The 14,263-nt window shown below is 59.5% G+C and carries 19 protein-coding genes; 12 read left to right on the forward strand and 7 right to left on the reverse strand.

Annotated features, from left to right (window positions below):
• Positions 1–215 precede the first annotated feature (215 nt).
• From VMV64_RS08395 to VMV64_RS08410, 4 genes are all read right to left on the reverse strand, one after another.
• On the reverse strand, positions 216–854 hold the full coding sequence (locus tag VMV64_RS08395) for a class I SAM-dependent methyltransferase (RefSeq protein WP_325329505.1): 639 nt from the start codon (positions 852–854) through the stop codon (positions 216–218).
• Between the two features lie 211 nt (positions 855–1,065).
• A complete protein-coding gene (locus VMV64_RS08400; protein WP_325329506.1) occupies positions 1,066–1,257 on the reverse strand; it encodes a hypothetical protein in 192 nt (63 codons plus the stop codon).
• 133 nt (positions 1,258–1,390) lie between these two features.
• On the reverse strand, positions 1,391–2,464 hold the full coding sequence (locus tag VMV64_RS08405) for an aminopeptidase (RefSeq protein ID WP_325329507.1): 1,074 nt from the start codon (positions 2,462–2,464) through the stop codon (positions 1,391–1,393).
• The gene (locus VMV64_RS08410) at positions 2,461–3,132 is read right to left on the reverse strand and encodes an alpha/beta hydrolase (RefSeq protein WP_325329508.1); all 672 of its coding nucleotides are present in this window, start codon (positions 3,130–3,132) and stop codon (positions 2,461–2,463) included. Before VMV64_RS08410 ends, VMV64_RS08405 begins: the two co-directional genes overlap by 4 nt.
• A gap of 131 nt (positions 3,133–3,263) precedes the next feature.
• Here VMV64_RS08410 and VMV64_RS08415 point away from each other — a divergent pair, with 131 nt between their 5' ends.
• Positions 3,264–4,211 carry a phosphoribosyltransferase gene (locus tag VMV64_RS08415; RefSeq protein WP_325329509.1) on the forward strand — a complete coding sequence of 316 codons (948 nt, stop codon included), beginning with the start codon at positions 3,264–3,266 and terminating at the stop codon, positions 4,209–4,211.
• A gap of 253 nt (positions 4,212–4,464) precedes the next feature.
• On the opposite strand, the gene VMV64_RS08420 is transcribed toward VMV64_RS08415, so the two are convergent.
• Positions 4,465–5,025, reverse strand: coding sequence for a DUF6806 family protein (locus tag VMV64_RS08420; protein WP_325329510.1), 561 nt, complete (start codon positions 5,023–5,025; stop codon positions 4,465–4,467).
• A gap of 320 nt (positions 5,026–5,345) precedes the next feature.
• On the opposite strand from VMV64_RS08420, the gene tsaA reads away from it, so the two are divergent.
• Entirely contained in the window at positions 5,346–6,038 is a 693-nt protein-coding gene (gene tsaA / locus VMV64_RS08425; protein WP_325329511.1) for a tRNA (N6-threonylcarbamoyladenosine(37)-N6)-methyltransferase TrmO, read from the forward strand.
• Positions 6,039–6,042: 4 nt separating this feature from the next.
• The gene (locus tag VMV64_RS08430; protein ID WP_325329512.1) at positions 6,043–6,675 is read left to right on the forward strand and encodes an MBL fold metallo-hydrolase; all 633 of its coding nucleotides are present in this window, start codon (positions 6,043–6,045) and stop codon (positions 6,673–6,675) included.
• A 78-nt stretch (positions 6,676–6,753) separates the two neighbouring features.
• Here the strand turns inward: VMV64_RS08430 and VMV64_RS08435 are convergent, their stop codons facing one another.
• Positions 6,754–7,539 (reverse strand): class I SAM-dependent methyltransferase, encoded by a 786-nt coding sequence (locus tag VMV64_RS08435; RefSeq protein ID WP_325329513.1) that lies wholly within the window; start codon positions 7,537–7,539, stop codon positions 6,754–6,756.
• A gap of 257 nt (positions 7,540–7,796) precedes the next feature.
• On the opposite strand from VMV64_RS08435, the gene VMV64_RS08440 reads away from it, so the two are divergent.
• The 5 genes from VMV64_RS08440 to VMV64_RS08460 all read left to right on the forward strand — a co-directional run bounded on the left by VMV64_RS08440 (position 7,797) and on the right by VMV64_RS08460 (position 10,402).
• A complete protein-coding gene (locus tag VMV64_RS08440) occupies positions 7,797–8,978 on the forward strand; it encodes a class I SAM-dependent rRNA methyltransferase (protein ID WP_325329514.1) in 1,182 nt (393 codons plus the stop codon).
• Complete coding sequence (locus tag VMV64_RS08445; protein ID WP_325329515.1) at positions 8,979–9,446, forward strand: ribonuclease domain-containing protein; 468 nt, start codon at positions 8,979–8,981, stop codon at positions 9,444–9,446.
• Positions 9,437–9,709, forward strand: a complete 273-nt coding sequence (locus tag VMV64_RS08450) for a barstar family protein (protein ID WP_325329516.1) — start codon at positions 9,437–9,439, stop codon at positions 9,707–9,709. The genes VMV64_RS08445 and VMV64_RS08450 overlap by 10 nt, the downstream gene beginning before the upstream one ends.
• Before the next feature lie 152 nt (positions 9,710–9,861).
• Positions 9,862–10,218 carry a hypothetical protein gene (locus VMV64_RS08455; protein WP_325329517.1) on the forward strand — a complete coding sequence of 119 codons (357 nt, stop codon included), beginning with the start codon at positions 9,862–9,864 and terminating at the stop codon, positions 10,216–10,218.
• Between the two features lie 4 nt (positions 10,219–10,222).
• Positions 10,223–10,402 carry a hypothetical protein gene (locus VMV64_RS08460; protein ID WP_325329518.1) on the forward strand — a complete coding sequence of 60 codons (180 nt, stop codon included), beginning with the start codon at positions 10,223–10,225 and terminating at the stop codon, positions 10,400–10,402.
• Between the two features lie 9 nt (positions 10,403–10,411).
• Here VMV64_RS08460 and VMV64_RS08465 read toward each other — a convergent pair whose 3' ends face one another.
• A complete protein-coding gene (locus VMV64_RS08465; protein WP_325329519.1) occupies positions 10,412–10,768 on the reverse strand; it encodes a TusE/DsrC/DsvC family sulfur relay protein in 357 nt (118 codons plus the stop codon).
• 152 nt (positions 10,769–10,920) lie between these two features.
• Here VMV64_RS08465 and VMV64_RS08470 point away from each other — a divergent pair, with 152 nt between their 5' ends.
• Genes VMV64_RS08470 through VMV64_RS08485 form a run of 4 tightly spaced genes read left to right on the forward strand, consistent with a single transcriptional unit; the run spans position 10,921 to position 14,263 of the window.
• Positions 10,921–11,322 (forward strand): SseB family protein, encoded by a 402-nt coding sequence (locus VMV64_RS08470; protein WP_325329520.1) that lies wholly within the window; start codon positions 10,921–10,923, stop codon positions 11,320–11,322.
• A 41-nt stretch (positions 11,323–11,363) separates the two neighbouring features.
• The gene (locus VMV64_RS08475; RefSeq protein WP_325329521.1) at positions 11,364–12,857 is read left to right on the forward strand and encodes a 2Fe-2S iron-sulfur cluster-binding protein; all 1,494 of its coding nucleotides are present in this window, start codon (positions 11,364–11,366) and stop codon (positions 12,855–12,857) included.
• A 30-nt stretch (positions 12,858–12,887) separates the two neighbouring features.
• Positions 12,888–13,139, forward strand: coding sequence for a hypothetical protein (locus VMV64_RS08480; RefSeq protein ID WP_325329522.1), 252 nt, complete (start codon positions 12,888–12,890; stop codon positions 13,137–13,139).
• Positions 13,140–13,144: 5 nt separating this feature from the next.
• Positions 13,145–14,263, forward strand: coding sequence for a sensor domain-containing diguanylate cyclase (locus VMV64_RS08485; protein WP_325329523.1), 1,119 nt, complete (start codon positions 13,145–13,147; stop codon positions 14,261–14,263).

Genomic DNA, 14,263 nt, shown 5'->3' on the forward strand with positions numbered 1-14,263 from the left:
TTTCCTCGTCAACATCTGCTTCCCCCAAGAAACTTGCCCGGAAGATTAAATCTAGATCAATCGCCACAAAAGGCAAGGAAGCGAGTTCCATCCAATTCCAGCTAAATCGTTACCCTTTTCCTGAACTTCGATCGAGCTTCGGCGAATTGAATTACGGGGGTAAAGGGGAAGGTGACCGGTCCGGTCTTGGGGTCGAAGGTTGCGATTTCCAATCTTCAAGACACAGGCAAGGCGGGCGGCCCAGTCATTTCCTCGTCGGCCGGCTTGCGCCAGCAGTACACCCGTACGGGAGGCACGTTGAGCAGTTCCAGTTCGATATCCGGTTGCCCCAGCAACTCGCGTCCGATGAGTGCCACCTGATCCCGAAATTGATAAGCGACAAACCGCCCTCCCGGCGCCATGCATGACCAAAGCGCACGCAGGATTCGCCGTCCGAGGGCCTGCGGCATGGTGGAAAAAGGAATCCCGGAAACGATCGCATCAGGGCGCGAAAGGCCATAATGCGCGAGAGCCTCCCAGATGTGCTCCGCACTGCCGAGATGGACGATCAGGCGGGGGTCGCGGTTGGCTCTAAGATGCGATGCAAATTCTGGATCGATCTCGATGGCAAGGAGCTTCGCATCTTCAGGCAAGGCATCCAGAATCGCCCGCGTAGTGCCGCCCGTGCCGGGGCCGAACTCAACAACCAACCGGGCTTTGGCGATGGCGGCAACGTTGACGATTCGCCGCTCCAGGAACCGGGAACTTGGGACGACAGATCCCACCAAACCCGGGCGCCGCAGGAATCCCAGCAAGAATGCGAGTCCGCCGCCCCGCCGAAGTCGATCCCGCCGGATATTCGTTATGTCGGTCACAATTGAGCCCCTTCGCCATTCAGTAACTATCTTCATCTTCCAGCATAGAAGATTTTTATGCGAGCTGCGCAAGGGGTGAGCGGACGAACGGGCCTGTCTGTTGATGAGGGTTGTCGAGAAGTGCGATCTATGAGCTAAAGAGAAAGGATATCGATGCCTAGGCACGCGTTTCGGAACAGATAATCGGGCGGGTTGCAACTTATTGTGTGGCCTATTCCTCTGTTTGGCCTTCCCTGATTATTTGGGCATATTGTATTAACCAATTTGAGAGCTTTTCCATTTGCTCCAGTTCGAGGAGTATGGTCTGCTCCTCTCCTGACGCCGATTTTTGATTGATGCAGACCAAACCAACTTTCTTTTCATACAGCTCTATAGGCAACTCGCCTCTGATTAACTCAGTCATTTTGCCATCTCCTGGTTGGATTGGTTTTGGCTCTCGCCCTATTTGATTTATAGGCCAAGAAGGCTCGAATGCCAAATCCGGCGAACGGCCAGGATGCGGCGCAGCGGAATCCGGGTGTCGCCATTGCCGGATTTTATTCCATCCGGGAATGGCCCGCCGACTGCAGCCGGGATGTCCGCTCGGCTTGCGGCTGCCTGCCCAGTTCCCTGACGGCCTCGTAGAGCCTGCCCATATCCCCGTTCTGCTGTGCCAGCAGCGCCCGGAATGCGGGCACCAGCTGGGTGTAGGTGGCGACCGAGGCGAGGTGCGCGTTGTTGATTCGCTGGGCGATCCACCTGTCGTAGCGGCTGAAGCCTCCGTCGGCGGCCTTGATCCGGGCGAACTCCTGCCTCAACTCGCCGAATATCCGCGCCTTGGCGGCGCGCTTGCCGGCGTCGCTGTCGCCCGAGGCAAACAGTTCCTCCAGCCGCTCGCGGCATTTCAGCACGAGGGCGGTGAACGCGGCTCTTCTTTGCTGCTCCGCTTCGAATGCGGACCGCTGCCCGGGGGTACCGTTGCGATCCAGCCAGCGGCTGACCCCTTCCAGCTCGACCGCGGTGGCGAAGGATTCATTGAAGATGCTGTCATCGGGGAGATATACCACCTGATGGGCGAGCTCGTGGAAGATGAGCCGGGCGAGTTCGGTCTCGGGATAGCCGATGAAGGTGTTGAGCACCGGATCGTTGAACCAGCCCAAGGTGGAATAGGCGGGAACCCCGGCTACATACACGTCATCACCCTCGCTGCCGAGCTGTTCGGCAAAGCGCTCGGCTTCCTCTTTCGAGAAAAAGCCGCGATAGCTGACGCAGCCGGCCCCGATGAAGCACCACTGCCTGGGTTGGGTGGATAGCTCGGGCGTGGCAAACACATTCCACACCACATAGGGGCGCTCCAGGTCGACGTAGCTCGCGTAGCTGCGGTTGTCGGGAAGCTTCAGTTCGCGGCTGGCGAATTCGCGCAACCGGGCCACGCCGGCAAGTCTGCGCTTGAGCGCCTGATCGGCTTGGGGGTCGGCGGTGATCTCCTCGATCGGCCGTGCCCGGCGCAGGATGTCCATCTGGCCGCTCACCGCCTGGACGTAATAGCCAAGGTTGGCGCAGCCGCCGAGCCAGACGGCAAGCCCCGCCGCTGCGGCAAGCCGGAGTGGGTGGGAGGGCAGCCGGGTCATGACTGTTCTCGCAAAAAATGTCCGTCCCTCAGAAACGCGCATACCTGGCGCGCCACCTTGGTGGACACAAGCATGCCGGAATGGCTGACCTTGAGCATGATCTGGTCGCGGGCGCCCGGCACAAGGGTCTCCTCCACTGCCACCACGCCGTCATTGGGGCGCGGCAGTCCGCCCAGCAGCTTGCCGCTGCCCAGGCTCCTGCAGCCGGAGATCACTCCCGCCTCGCACTGTTGCGCGGCGCGCCCGGGGGGATACTGGTCCAGCCACTGCGCCATCCCGCGCCCGACCAGCCATTTTCCCGGCGCCGTGCGAGAGAGCTTGCGTGCCACATGGCTGGCGCGGTAAGGCGTGCCCATCAGTACAACGCGGCCGGCGCGCGTCTGTGGATAATCCGCCAGCATCTGCAGCACCACCAGGCCGCCCAGGCTATGGCCGACAAAGTGCACCCGCGCTGCGGCAATGCCCGCGGCAAAGCGCGACAGCCGCAGCGCGTTTTGCGACAGCGAACAGCGCAGGGAGGGATAGGAAAAGACGGCGACATGGAAACCGCAGCGCCGCAGACGCAGCCCCAGCAGCCTCATCACCCATCCACGCATCCACAGCCCGTGCACCAGGACGACCACTTCCTTGACACCCGTTTCGGCCGACAATTCAGGCTCGCAGTTCAATGAGATGACTCATTGTTGACCAAACAGCATCCGGCCGCAACCCGCTCTTCCGCCCGGCCCTGAAGCATATTCCCCATTCCCTGTGCTATGTTCAAGATGAGCGCGTCGCCGTAATAGCCCCTGTCCCAGCCATGAAACCTTTCTGGTGTCATTACAATTGGATCGAGGACACCCTCCGCGGGTATACCCAAGCCCTGCGGCAGGTGGGGATCGAGGATGTAGTCGCGATCCAGCGCGGCGGCATCTTTCCCGGTCTGGTGGTGGCCTATCTGCTCGACATCCCGCTGCTCCACACCCTCCAGCATGAGAGGAAGTCCCGGATTTGCCGCTGGACTTGCGCCACCCCGCCTGAAGGTGCCATCCTGCTGCTGGTGGACGACATCGCAGGCGCGGGCGACACCCTGCCGGACGCGAAACGCTGGCTGGAGGAGCGGGGCCATGCGGTCAAAACCCTCACCGTGGCCTATGACGACCGCACCCGCCTCATCCCCGATTTCGGGGTCGATTTCGGCGGCACCGTGGCGGTGTTCCCGTGGGAGCGCCACCGCCTGAACCCGGCCTTCCTCGCCGACCTGGAGAAGTCATCGGTGGAACTCGCCAGGGACAGCGCCTACGAGGCGGTGGCCCTCGACCTCGACGGCATTTTCCTGCCCGACCTGCCCGATGACCTGTACGAGATCAACCCGGCTGCTGCGCTGAATCTCCGCACCCGGCTGCCGTCTTTCCCCAGAAGCGCCTTGCCCCCGCATCACCCGGAAAAAGCCCTGATCATCACCTCGCGCCATCTGGACAGCCGCGCGCCGACCACGGAATGGCTGGAGCGCCACGGCTTCGGCGGCTACCCCATCGTGTTCCGCGACATCGCCCGCTATCCCGACGGCGCAGACCAGGCGCTTTGCCTGGCCCGTTACAAGGCCGACATGGCGGTCTGCCAAGGCGTGACGGCGATCTACGAGAGCGACCCGCTGCAGGCCGCCTACCTTTCCGGCATGCTGCCGCTGACGGATGTCTACTGCTGGAACAACGACCGTAACATTCGCCTCAGGCTGGGCAGGAGCACGCTGCTGGGTCAATCGTAAAGGGTCGTGGCCGGAGATGGCCCAGCATTTGAATTAGCGGGCGCCGACGGCGGGCTCAAGCCCGCTGTTGCGCCGTCCCGGCTGACTAATGGGATGGACTCCCACGTTGCCGAAGCAGGTGATTTCCTCCGTGCCCACGGGCAGCGTAGCTTAGCCATCTACCGAGAAGGTCGCCTTCGCCATAAGCAGAACCGACATAGCCTTCCCGTCAAACCTGGACTCGATTCATATCACCAAAATCTTGCCCGCCGCTTCAGTGCAGATGTTTCTTGCGGAAATGCAGCAGGCTCCCTCCCGACGGCTGGAAATCGGGCTCAGACTCGGCGCTCTTGCGTTTTTCCAGGTCGTGGTCGAACAGGACATTGACCAGATCAGTGACCTGCACGACCTCTTCCTGGCTGAAGTGGCGGGAGAGCAGGCTAGCGACGTCTTCGATCATGCGCTGTCGTTGTGCCAGGTGTATGGATTCTTCGCTCGGGCCGACGAAGAGAAGCTGGTATTCGTCGTGGCCGTCTTCGTAGTAGAAGGTCAGCTCGATCTGCGAGGCGCTCTCGGTCAGCGGGCCGAGTTCGTACAGCGCGTCCTGCAGCCGGCTCACGAAGTTTCTGCCGACTTCGCCGGACCAGCATATTTCCAGAGTGCGGTCGGGGCGGTGAAAGACGATGCCGGGCTCATCCTGTTCCGTGCTGCGCGCTTCGGCGATGGTTTCCACATCCAGATAATCTAGCCACTTGCGCAGGCCGTTTTCCACCTGGGTCAGAGCGACGCCCTTGCAGAGGTTGAGGATGCCGTGTACGTGAACTTCGATGTGCATGATGCAACTCCAGGAAACAAGCAACAGTTATCATCCTAGAAACGGCAGTTGACCGCTCCACTAGAATTTTAACTCAATGGTTATAATAAATTTCTTCATGAATCATGGGATCACCCGTTTGGTGAGTCCGCTACGAGGCGGATTGCACGTTTTTTGCGGCGCATGGCGGCGTTGCAACTCCTTGGAATGGAACGGCCATTCCGCGTCGTTGCGCCTTGCCCTGCACCCCAAAAAACGCACACTCCACCTCGTCCAACTGACGTTTCTAGAATTATTTTACTCCATCGCCTCCGTTGCGGGCATGGAATATAATCCGCCCCATGTTCACGTTTGCGCCGGTCGGCGTTATCCATTCCTGTTTCAAGGAAAAGTTCGGCATCCCCCGTCAGCCGGGCCTGGTGCCGGCGGCGCGGGCGGTGCTGGAGCTGCTGCCGCCGTACAACCGGGCAGAGGCGGTGCGCGGGCTGGAGGGCTTTTCGCACATCTGGGTGAGCTTCATTTTTCACGCCTGCCTGGACGAGCCGTGGAAACCGACGGTGCGCCCGCCGCGGCTGGGCGGCAATCGCCGCCTGGGCGTTTTTGCTACCCGCTCCACCCACCGCCCCAATCCCATCGGCCTGTCAGCGGTCGAGCTGGAACGCATCGAAGCCGGGCCGGGGCGGGTGCTGCTGCACTTGAAGGGCGCGGATCTGCTGGATGGCACGCCGGTGCTGGATATCAAACCCTACCTGCCGTATTCGGATGTTATTCCCGGCGCAACCGGCGGTTTCGCGGCGGAAGCCCCCGCCGCCTTGTTCGAAGTGAATTTTAGTCAGCCTGCGCTGGATCGCTGCGCGGCGGTGCCGGAACTGGGGCTGCTGATTCGTCAGATTCTGAGCCGGGACCCGCGTCCCGCCTACTATGGGAAGAGTGAAGGAAAGAGGGTTTTTGGCATGAAGCTGCTGGATTACGACGTGAAGTGGGAAGTCCATGGCCATGCTGTTTTAGTCACCGACATCATTCCCGCAGGTTAAATCCATGAAATACCTCATCATCTCCGTCACCCCGTTCGAGCAGAACTGTTCCCTGATCTGGTGCGAGCAAACCCTTGAAGCGGCCCTGGTCGATCCTGGCGGCGATGCCGAAGTACTGCTTGCCGTTGTGCAGGAAAATGGCCTGCGTCTGACCAAACTGTTGCTTACCCACGGTCACATAGATCATGTCGGGGCAGCCGTGGAGCTAGCGGCAAGGCTGGGCATCCCGATCGAAGGGCCGCAGCGCGAGGATGCCTTCTGGCTGGAGTCGCTGCCGCAGCAGAGCGAGAAGTTCGGCTTTCCGCATACCCCGGCGTTCACGCCCGATCGCTGGCTGGAGCAGGGCGATACGGTGAGCGTCGGCAACCAGATTCTGGAAGTGCTGCACTGCCCCGGCCATACTCCCGGCCACGTGGCGTTTTTCCATCGCGCCAGCCAAACCGCCTTCGTCGGGGACGTGCTGTTCAAGGGCTCGATCGGCCGCACCGATTTCCCTCGCGGCGATTACCCGGCGCTGATCTGCTCGATCCGCGAGCGGCTGTTTCCCCTGGGCGACGATGTAACTTTCATTCCTGGCCACGGCCCGGTATCCACCTTCGGCTACGAGCGGCTCACCAACCCTTACGCGGGCGACTAGGTTTAACGCACGTACGCACCATCAACAGGCACCGTCCGACGAATGGAATAGTATGCGTCCATCGTCGGGTAATGGCTGCTAGGTTGAGGTTTTTTGTGCCGCGTGAAACCCCACCATCCCGCCCCAGATGCTTTTCTTGCAGGTTATATTCGAAAATCCGATGAGTTGCAGCACACCGGACAACTCTTCCGGGGTATAGAAATGCTGGATTGCATCGCTGAAATATCCGCTGCATCCTCGAGATGCCTCGGTCGATCCGAAAATCAGCGATGTCATGAAAACGGAAATACGCAAGAAGCGTAGATAGAACCATTCGACAAAGGGGTGGGTCGGCTTGAGCATGTCACAGTGATAAAAGAATCCACCCGGCTTGAGCACTCGAAGAATCTCGGGCAGTACCTTGTCCAGTTGCAGGTGGCGTGATGCGGCCTGCAGCGTGATCACATCGAATGAGTTGTCCGGAAAGGGCAGTTCGTGAACATCGTGAATGATGCTGGTTATGTGTAGACCGTTTCTTTCCGCCCTTCGCTGCCCTTCTTCCTGCATTTCCTTGCTGCGGTCAATGGCCGTGACGGAAATGCCGGGCTCTTTTTTCAGGAGCCTTACCCCCACATCATTGGTTCCTGCGCAGACATCGAGAACCTGGTATTGCGGATGCAGTTTTACCGTTCCCACGAACTGCCAGACCCATATTTCCCACAAACCCAAACTCGCGACAATGTTGCCTGGACGATAATATCGCGGAACATCCTGAAAAACCTTGGGCACCATCTGTGACCACACATTCGAAAAAAGCGAGCGCCGGTACTCTTCCCTTTGTTCGAATATTCCCCAAGTCACCGAAGAGGATGCATTGTCTTCCATAAATAATATTCCTTAATTAATTCACAGTTAATGAGTAAGGCTGGCAGGAAATTGCCAATATCCTAAGCGGTCAGTCAAATGGCCCGTTCCCCAATTTTTCTTTAATTTATTCGCCAATTCACGCGAAAAACCTAATCTAACATGGAGTTTCTGGCTTCCATATTAGCATTGCCGGATTGAAAAACTCAGGTAGCCGCAGGTCAACTGTTATAATGCGCGGTTCAGAATCCTCTTTTTTCTCATTCGGTTAAACCACCATGAATTCACTAATTCTTAATCCCGGTCGGGAGAAATCCCTGCAGCACCGCCACCCCTGGATTTTTACCGGCGCAGTCGAGCGCATCAAGGGTGAGCCGCAGTCCGGCGAAACCGTAGCTGTTCGCGATACCCACGGGGCTTTCCTGGCGCTGGCCGCGTATAGCCCCAAATCGCAGATTTTGGGGCGGGTGTGGACTTATCGGGAAAACGAGACGGTCGACGAGGCCTTCCTCCGGGCGCGCCTGGCGCGCGCCATCGGCTTGCGCCAGGAACTGGCCAAGACCACCGACGGCATGCGGCTGGTGCACGGCGAATCCGACGGACTGCCCGGCTTGGTGGTAGATCGCTACGGCGACACGCTGGTGATGCAGGTGCTGTCGGCGGGGATGGAACGCTGGCGCGGGGCGCTGGCCGATTTGCTGGTGGAGCTGACCGGCTGCGCTAATCTCTACGAGCGATCCGATGCCGAGGTGCGTGACCTGGAAGGTCTGCCGGCGCGCTCCGGCATTCTGCGTGGCAAGCTGCCTGCGCCGCTGATCATCCGCGAGCATGGGCTGAAATTTCATGTGGATGTGGAAAAGGGGCAGAAAACCGGCTTCTACCTCGATCAGCGCGACAACCGCCGTCGTGTCGGCGAACTCGCCAACGACAAGGACGTGCTCAACTGCTTCTGCTACAGCGGCGGCTTCAGCCTGAGCGCGCTCCAGGGCGGCGCTCGCTCGGTGCTGTCGGTGGACAGTTCCGCCGAGGCGCTGGCGCTGGCGCGGGAAAACGTCAAGCTCAACAATCTGGCGGCGGATCGCGCCGAGTGGCTGGAGGCGGACGTGTTCAAGTCGCTGCGTTTGATGCGCGATCAGGGCAAGAGTTTCGACCTGATCGTGCTCGACCCGCCCAAGTTTGCCCCCACCGCCCATCACGCCGCCAATGCGGCGCGCGCCTACAAGGACATCAACCTGTGGGCGCTCAAGCTGCTGCGGCCGGGTGGCCTGCTGGCCACCTTTTCCTGCTCGGGCGGCGTCACTGCCGACCTGTTCCAGAAAATTCTCGCCGGCGCAGCGCTGGATGCGAACGTGACGGCGCAGATCGTGGGGCGCTTTGCCGCCGATGCAGATCATCCGGCGGTGCTGAACTTCCCCGAAGGGGAGTACCTCAAGGGCTTGCTGTTGCGACGGGTGGAGTAAGTGAGAAAATCGCTGATCCGCGCTTTTTTTATTCTCACGGCGATCTGCGCGGCCGTCTGGCAGCCCGCTGCGTTTGCCGCAAGCTGCCGCGAAGCGGCGCATGCGCTGAACCAGCGCCTGCAGCCGAAAATAGATGAAGCGGAGCTGGCGAACATGCTGGATGCATTGAATGAAAGCCGCAATGCGCAGTTGCCGGGCAAATTCGTCACCAAGAGGCAGGCGCAGCAGTCCGGCTGGCGGCCCGGCCGGGACTTGTGGAACGTTCCCGCCCTCAGGTTCAAGAGCATGGGCGGCGACCATTTCGGCAATCGGGAAGGCAGGTTGCCTCGCGGCGACTGGCGCGAGGCCGACCTCGATTACCAGGGCGGGCACCGGGGTGCCAAGCGCCTTTTGTTTTCCCGGGATGGCCTGCGCCGCGTGACTGTGGACCATTACCAGACCTTCGTCGAGGTGCCGCCATGCCGGTAAAACGCTGCGTTCTGCGCGATATCCGTACTCTTGCCCAGTTCTACGACGAGCTGGCGCGTCAGTTCGCCTTCCCGCCCCATTTCGGGCGCAATCTGGACGCCTTGTGGGACGTGTTGACCGGTGAGGTCGCAGGGCCGATCGAGATCGTCTGGGAAGAGTCGGAGCAGGCGCAGGCGAACCTGGGCGTGGATTACGCCAAACTGATTATCCTGTTCAACGACCTGGCGGCGGAGCGCGACGATTTTACTTTTACTCTTCGCTGAGAGTTTATCTTTCGCGAGGATGACGAGAATCTCGACGAATCTACTATTCGGAAAGAACTTGCCAAGCTAGCCGTTGGCGATTTGACTAGCGATTCGATTGCTCTGAACGGTGGGAATGGTGTAACTTGGCGTACAGTCCAAAGCGGCAAACAATGAGCAATAATTCGTTAGAAGATCGACTCCGGGCGGCATATGGCGCGCTGGGCCCGGACAGCACTTCTGCGACAGAGGCCGATGTCGTCGTGTCGCTGCAAACCGAATCGGTGATATTTCCCAGGGAAAAGGTCATCACCGTGACGGTCTACGTGCTGGGCGTCACTGATTTTCACGAGCCGGATGCCTTCGTTACCCAGGTGACCTGCACCGAGCAGGAGTACTACGAGGAATTCCTCCATCTCGCCGTGGCGGAAGAGCGAGCCAAGGAGCACGGGTTTGTCGATCCGCTGTTTTCATTCGACGAGCGCGAAAAAAACATCATCGACAAATTGCGCGACCTGTTTGGAAAATGAAGGCATGAACCATTATCACGTTGCATTTGTGGACAACGAGGGCACATTCTATTCCGCCTCGGTGGAAACACCTCGCGACCTGTTTACCACCGCGGGGATCGACGGTATCGCCGAGGAATTGGCCGAAAGGCTGGATCAGGACGAGCCGGTTGCGGTGATCAGCGTCATCCCGCTGAAGTCATAAATGCCGGCTTTACATCACGCTGCCGAAGTGGGGATCCGTACTGTATGCCGGCAGGGGCAGACCCGCGATCTTGCAGACCTGTACGACCGGACCCTTGGGGAATAAATGGTAGAGGTATTTTTTGCCGCCTTGCTGGGCGAAATTGTCCTCTAGCAGGCCCAGAACAGCGCGGCCGTTCGGACAAGGGCCGCAGCGCTGATAATAGTCACGAAGAAAGTTGATCACGTCCCAGTGTTCTTTTGACAAGGTAATGCCTTCTTCCCCGGCCAGTTTTTGCGCAATCTCCTCGGACCACTCGCCAAGCTCGAGAAGATCGGCCTCCGGGGTGTTGCCTTCACGGTTGATGATTTGGTTGATGTCATACATTTTACACCTCCTCCGCTTCATGCGGAATATTGCCGCCGCTCTGGCGGCGCCCTACGAATTCTGCCTTATTTATTCTTAATATTTAGATTAGTTGAGCGCATTAGTCAAGTTCATTATACTGGCTTTGAGATTTTCAAAATTTGAGGGAAACCATGATGGCAAGCGAAGCGTTCATACCGAAGAACGAACTGGAAAAAAAGCTCCTGGCGGCGTGGGAAGGAAGCCTTACTGGAGATGAGTTCATGCAGGAACTGTTGGTTTCGGAGGTCTTCATGCCGATCGAGGACGACGAGGTGATGCCGGGTGTGCAACGCTCCACCCGCGCCCAGCCGCTGGTGCTCGAAGCCGAAGATGGAACCAAGGTTCTTGCGGTGTTCACCAGTCCGGATCGCGCCAAACCTTTTCTCAAGGATTTCCCTCTCTACGGCGGGGGGCTGCTGACCGAATTCAAGTGGGTTCTGGAAAAGATGGGTGCCGGCCACGGCGTCGCGCTCAACCCCGGTTGTGAAGTCGGCTTCGATATGGAGCCGGAGATGTTGAGCCAGCTTAGTTAAACTGGGGCGGGAATTTCGCTGCTGTTCTCAGGGAGCAGGATATGCCGCAACTTCTGAATTTATCCAGAGCGGCGCGCCTGATGGGTGTAACGCGGGTCGCGCTACAGAAGAAAATCAAGGACGGTATCCTGGCGTCTTTCGACGGTATGGTGGCTGCCGAGGATTTGCTGCGCGTTTATCCCGATATCCAGTTCGAGGACAATACCGCCTTCGAGCGGGTCGCGCAGATCAAGGAAAAAGCCTTCGGCAAGCGGGTATTCGAGCGCTCCCTGCCGGACAAGGAGGTGCTTGCCGCGCGGCTGACCGGTCTGAGCAAGGCGCTGGCAGAGACCCAGGCTTCGTTGAACCAATACCGCGCCATTGTCGAGGGGCTGGAAAAACAGCTCAAGGCATGGGACGGTGGCGGGGAAGAGATGCAGGCTGCCGCGGCATCCCTCCGGATGTGGATACACCAGGAACTGGCAGCGCGCGATGCCCAGGCCGGGTTACCCAACTTGACCCTGCGCGACAACTTTCTGCGCGTGATGGCGGCGCATGTAAAAATCCAGCCCAGCGGACATGAATTTTTTGTCGAAGGCGCCGACACCCTGCTCGAAGCGGCGCTGCGTGCCGGCCTGGCGCTCAACTATGGCTGCAGCAACGGCAATTGCGGCCAGTGCAAGGCGCGGGTTGTTGAAGGCCAGGTGATGAAAGTGCGGCCCCACGATTATGTTCTGAGCGAAGCCGAGAAATCCTCCGGCTATGCGCTGATGTGTTCGAATACCGCCGTGACCGATGTGGTGATCGAGGCGGGTGAGGCACAGTTTGCATCGGATATCCCGCTCCAGCACATCACGGCGCACGTCAAAAGTATCGAACAGCCGGGCGACGACATGCTGATCCTGAATCTGCAAACCCCGCGCAACAACCGGCTGCGCTTCCTGGCCGGGCAGAATGCGGTACTTCAGCTCGGTCACGCGCTCTCGGCGGTATTCCCGGTGGCGAGCTGTCCGTGCGACGACCGCAACCTGCAGTTCCATATTCGCAACCTGCCGGGCAATCCTTTTTCGGATTATGTCGCCACCAAGCTGACGAATGGAGAGGCGGTGACGGTGGAAGGTCCGAAGGGCAGTTTCGTGCTGCATGAGGATTCCATCCGGCCGTTGATTTTCATCGCTTTCGGAGCTGGTTTTGCGCCGGTGAAAAGCCTGCTGGAGCACGCCATGGCGCTGGATGTTGCCGAGTCGGTGCACCTCTACTGGGTGGTGTCGCGCGAGGTCAATCTGTATCTCCCCAACTGGCCCCGCGCCTGGGCCGATGCGCTGGACAACTTCCAATACACGCCGCTGGTGGCAGGGGCCGATCTGGAAACTGCGGCCGGTCGGCAGCCAAGTTTGGTCGGTGGCCTGTTGCAGCGAATTGCCGATGATTACCCGGCATTGGGCGGCTTCGATGTTTATGTGGCCGGCACTGAGTCGCTGCTCGACGCCGCAAGGAAATGGTTGCTTGAGCATGGTCTGCCGGGTGCGCAACTCATCACGGGTGTGGTACGCTGATAAATTGATTTTACGAAACGGATAACGACAATGCCCCATGTGTTGAAAGACCAGGAAATCGCCATGCTGCGCACCGAGCTTGAAATGCTGATGGGCGAGCGCCAGTCGCTGCTGCGTATTGCCGGGGCGGCAGCCACCTTTGTCGCGGAACTGGATGCCGGGGTGCTGCCAAAAAACACGTTGGAGGCCGCGGAAATGCTGGCTGAATGCCTTAATGCCGCGCCCGAGGAAACCATGCGTGACTCGCTGGAAATCGTCAAGGCGGAGGTGGTGGGCGCATAAACCAGATGTCCGGCGATTTGCTCAACAAACGTTTGCCCACAGAGAACCGGGAGCTACGGCAACAGCTGGAAACGCTGGTGGCCCAGGCGCGGCTGAACGAGCAGGTGATGCGCCGCTTCCAGGATGCGGAGCTGCGCATGCTCAGCGTCAGCAGTGTCAAGGAACTGCTCCAGTATGTCCTGCAGGAAATGAAGGAGACCTTCGATCTGGACGTGGTGACGATGGCGCTGATCGATCCGGAATATGAAGTACGGCGCATGCTGGTCGACCTCGGTATCCCCGCCACCGAATTTCCCGGCCTGATGTGCCTCGATAACCCATCCCATTTTCACCGCCTTTGCGGCACTTCCCTGGCGCCTGTGCTGGGCCAGTATAATGTCGCCAGTCGTGCCCCCTTTTTTCCTTGCGACACCTCTCCTGCCAGCATCGCCATCCTGCCGATGGTGCGGCAGAAAAAACTGATCGGCAGCCTCAATCTCGGAAGCCGCAACGAGGGGCGCTTTGCACCCGGCATGGCGACCGATTTTATCGGCCGCCTTGCAGCGATCATCGGGGTTTGTCTGGAGAATGTCACCAATAGCGAGCGCCTCAAGCATCTGGGGTTGACCGATCCGCTTACCGGAGTGCACAACCGGCGTTATTTCGATCAGCGCCTGCAGGAGGAGGTCAGTCGCGCCCAGCGCCAGAGATTTCCTCTTTCCTGTTTATTTCTGGACGTCGACCATTTCAAGCATGTCAACGACCAGTATGGCCACCAGACCGGCGATTGCGTGCTGCGCGAGGTGGCTTGGCGAATCAAGGGCCAGCTGCGTTCCATCGATGTAATGGGCCGCTATGGCGGGGAAGAGTTCGCCGTCCTGTTGGTGCAGACGGACATGGGCAGCGCGCTCACCATCGCCGAGCGCATTCGCCACAGCATCGCCGAACAGCGATTCAAGGGCGAGGGGGACGAAACTCTCGCGGCCACGCTCTCCATAGGCGTGGCCACCTTGCACGACTGCAACCGTGCCCAGAATGCGGGGGCGCTGGCGCAGCAAATGATGGCGCGTGCCGACCAGGCGCTTTACCGGGCGAAGCAGGGCGGCCGCAACTGCGTCATGGCCGACATATCCGAAAGCGATTAA

It is taken from the genome of Sulfuricella sp. (genome assembly GCF_035531155.1).
GTDB lineage: Bacteria > Pseudomonadota > Gammaproteobacteria > Burkholderiales > Sulfuricellaceae > Sulfuricella.

Bases quoted from the DNA above. Each gene is read 5' to 3' on its own strand.
- VMV64_RS08400 (WP_325329506.1), bottom strand. From the start codon at position 1,257: ATGACTGAGTTAATCAGAGGCGAGTTGCCTATAGAGCTGTATGAAAAG.
- VMV64_RS08405 (WP_325329507.1), bottom strand. From the start codon at position 2,464: ATGACCCGGCTGCCCTCCCACCCACTCCGGCTTGCCGCAGCGGCGGGG.
- VMV64_RS08415 (WP_325329509.1), top strand. From the start codon at position 3,264: ATGAAACCTTTCTGGTGTCATTACAATTGGATCGAGGACACCCTCCGC.
- VMV64_RS08420 (WP_325329510.1), bottom strand. From the start codon at position 5,025: ATGCACATCGAAGTTCACGTACACGGCATCCTCAACCTCTGCAAGGGC.
- tsaA (WP_325329511.1), top strand. From the start codon at position 5,346: ATGTTCACGTTTGCGCCGGTCGGCGTTATCCATTCCTGTTTCAAGGAA.
- VMV64_RS08430 (WP_325329512.1), top strand. From the start codon at position 6,043: ATGAAATACCTCATCATCTCCGTCACCCCGTTCGAGCAGAACTGTTCC.
- VMV64_RS08435 (WP_325329513.1), bottom strand. From the start codon at position 7,539: ATGGAAGACAATGCATCCTCTTCGGTGACTTGGGGAATATTCGAACAA.
- VMV64_RS08440 (WP_325329514.1), top strand. From the start codon at position 7,797: ATGAATTCACTAATTCTTAATCCCGGTCGGGAGAAATCCCTGCAGCAC.
- VMV64_RS08450 (WP_325329516.1), top strand. From the start codon at position 9,437: ATGCCGGTAAAACGCTGCGTTCTGCGCGATATCCGTACTCTTGCCCAG.
- VMV64_RS08455 (WP_325329517.1), top strand. From the start codon at position 9,862: ATGAGCAATAATTCGTTAGAAGATCGACTCCGGGCGGCATATGGCGCG.
- VMV64_RS08460 (WP_325329518.1), top strand. From the start codon at position 10,223: ATGAACCATTATCACGTTGCATTTGTGGACAACGAGGGCACATTCTAT.
- VMV64_RS08465 (WP_325329519.1), bottom strand. From the start codon at position 10,768: ATGTATGACATCAACCAAATCATCAACCGTGAAGGCAACACCCCGGAG.
- VMV64_RS08470 (WP_325329520.1), top strand. From the start codon at position 10,921: ATGATGGCAAGCGAAGCGTTCATACCGAAGAACGAACTGGAAAAAAAG.
- VMV64_RS08475 (WP_325329521.1), top strand. From the start codon at position 11,364: ATGCCGCAACTTCTGAATTTATCCAGAGCGGCGCGCCTGATGGGTGTA.
- VMV64_RS08480 (WP_325329522.1), top strand. From the start codon at position 12,888: ATGCCCCATGTGTTGAAAGACCAGGAAATCGCCATGCTGCGCACCGAG.
- VMV64_RS08485 (WP_325329523.1), top strand. From the start codon at position 13,145: ATGTCCGGCGATTTGCTCAACAAACGTTTGCCCACAGAGAACCGGGAG.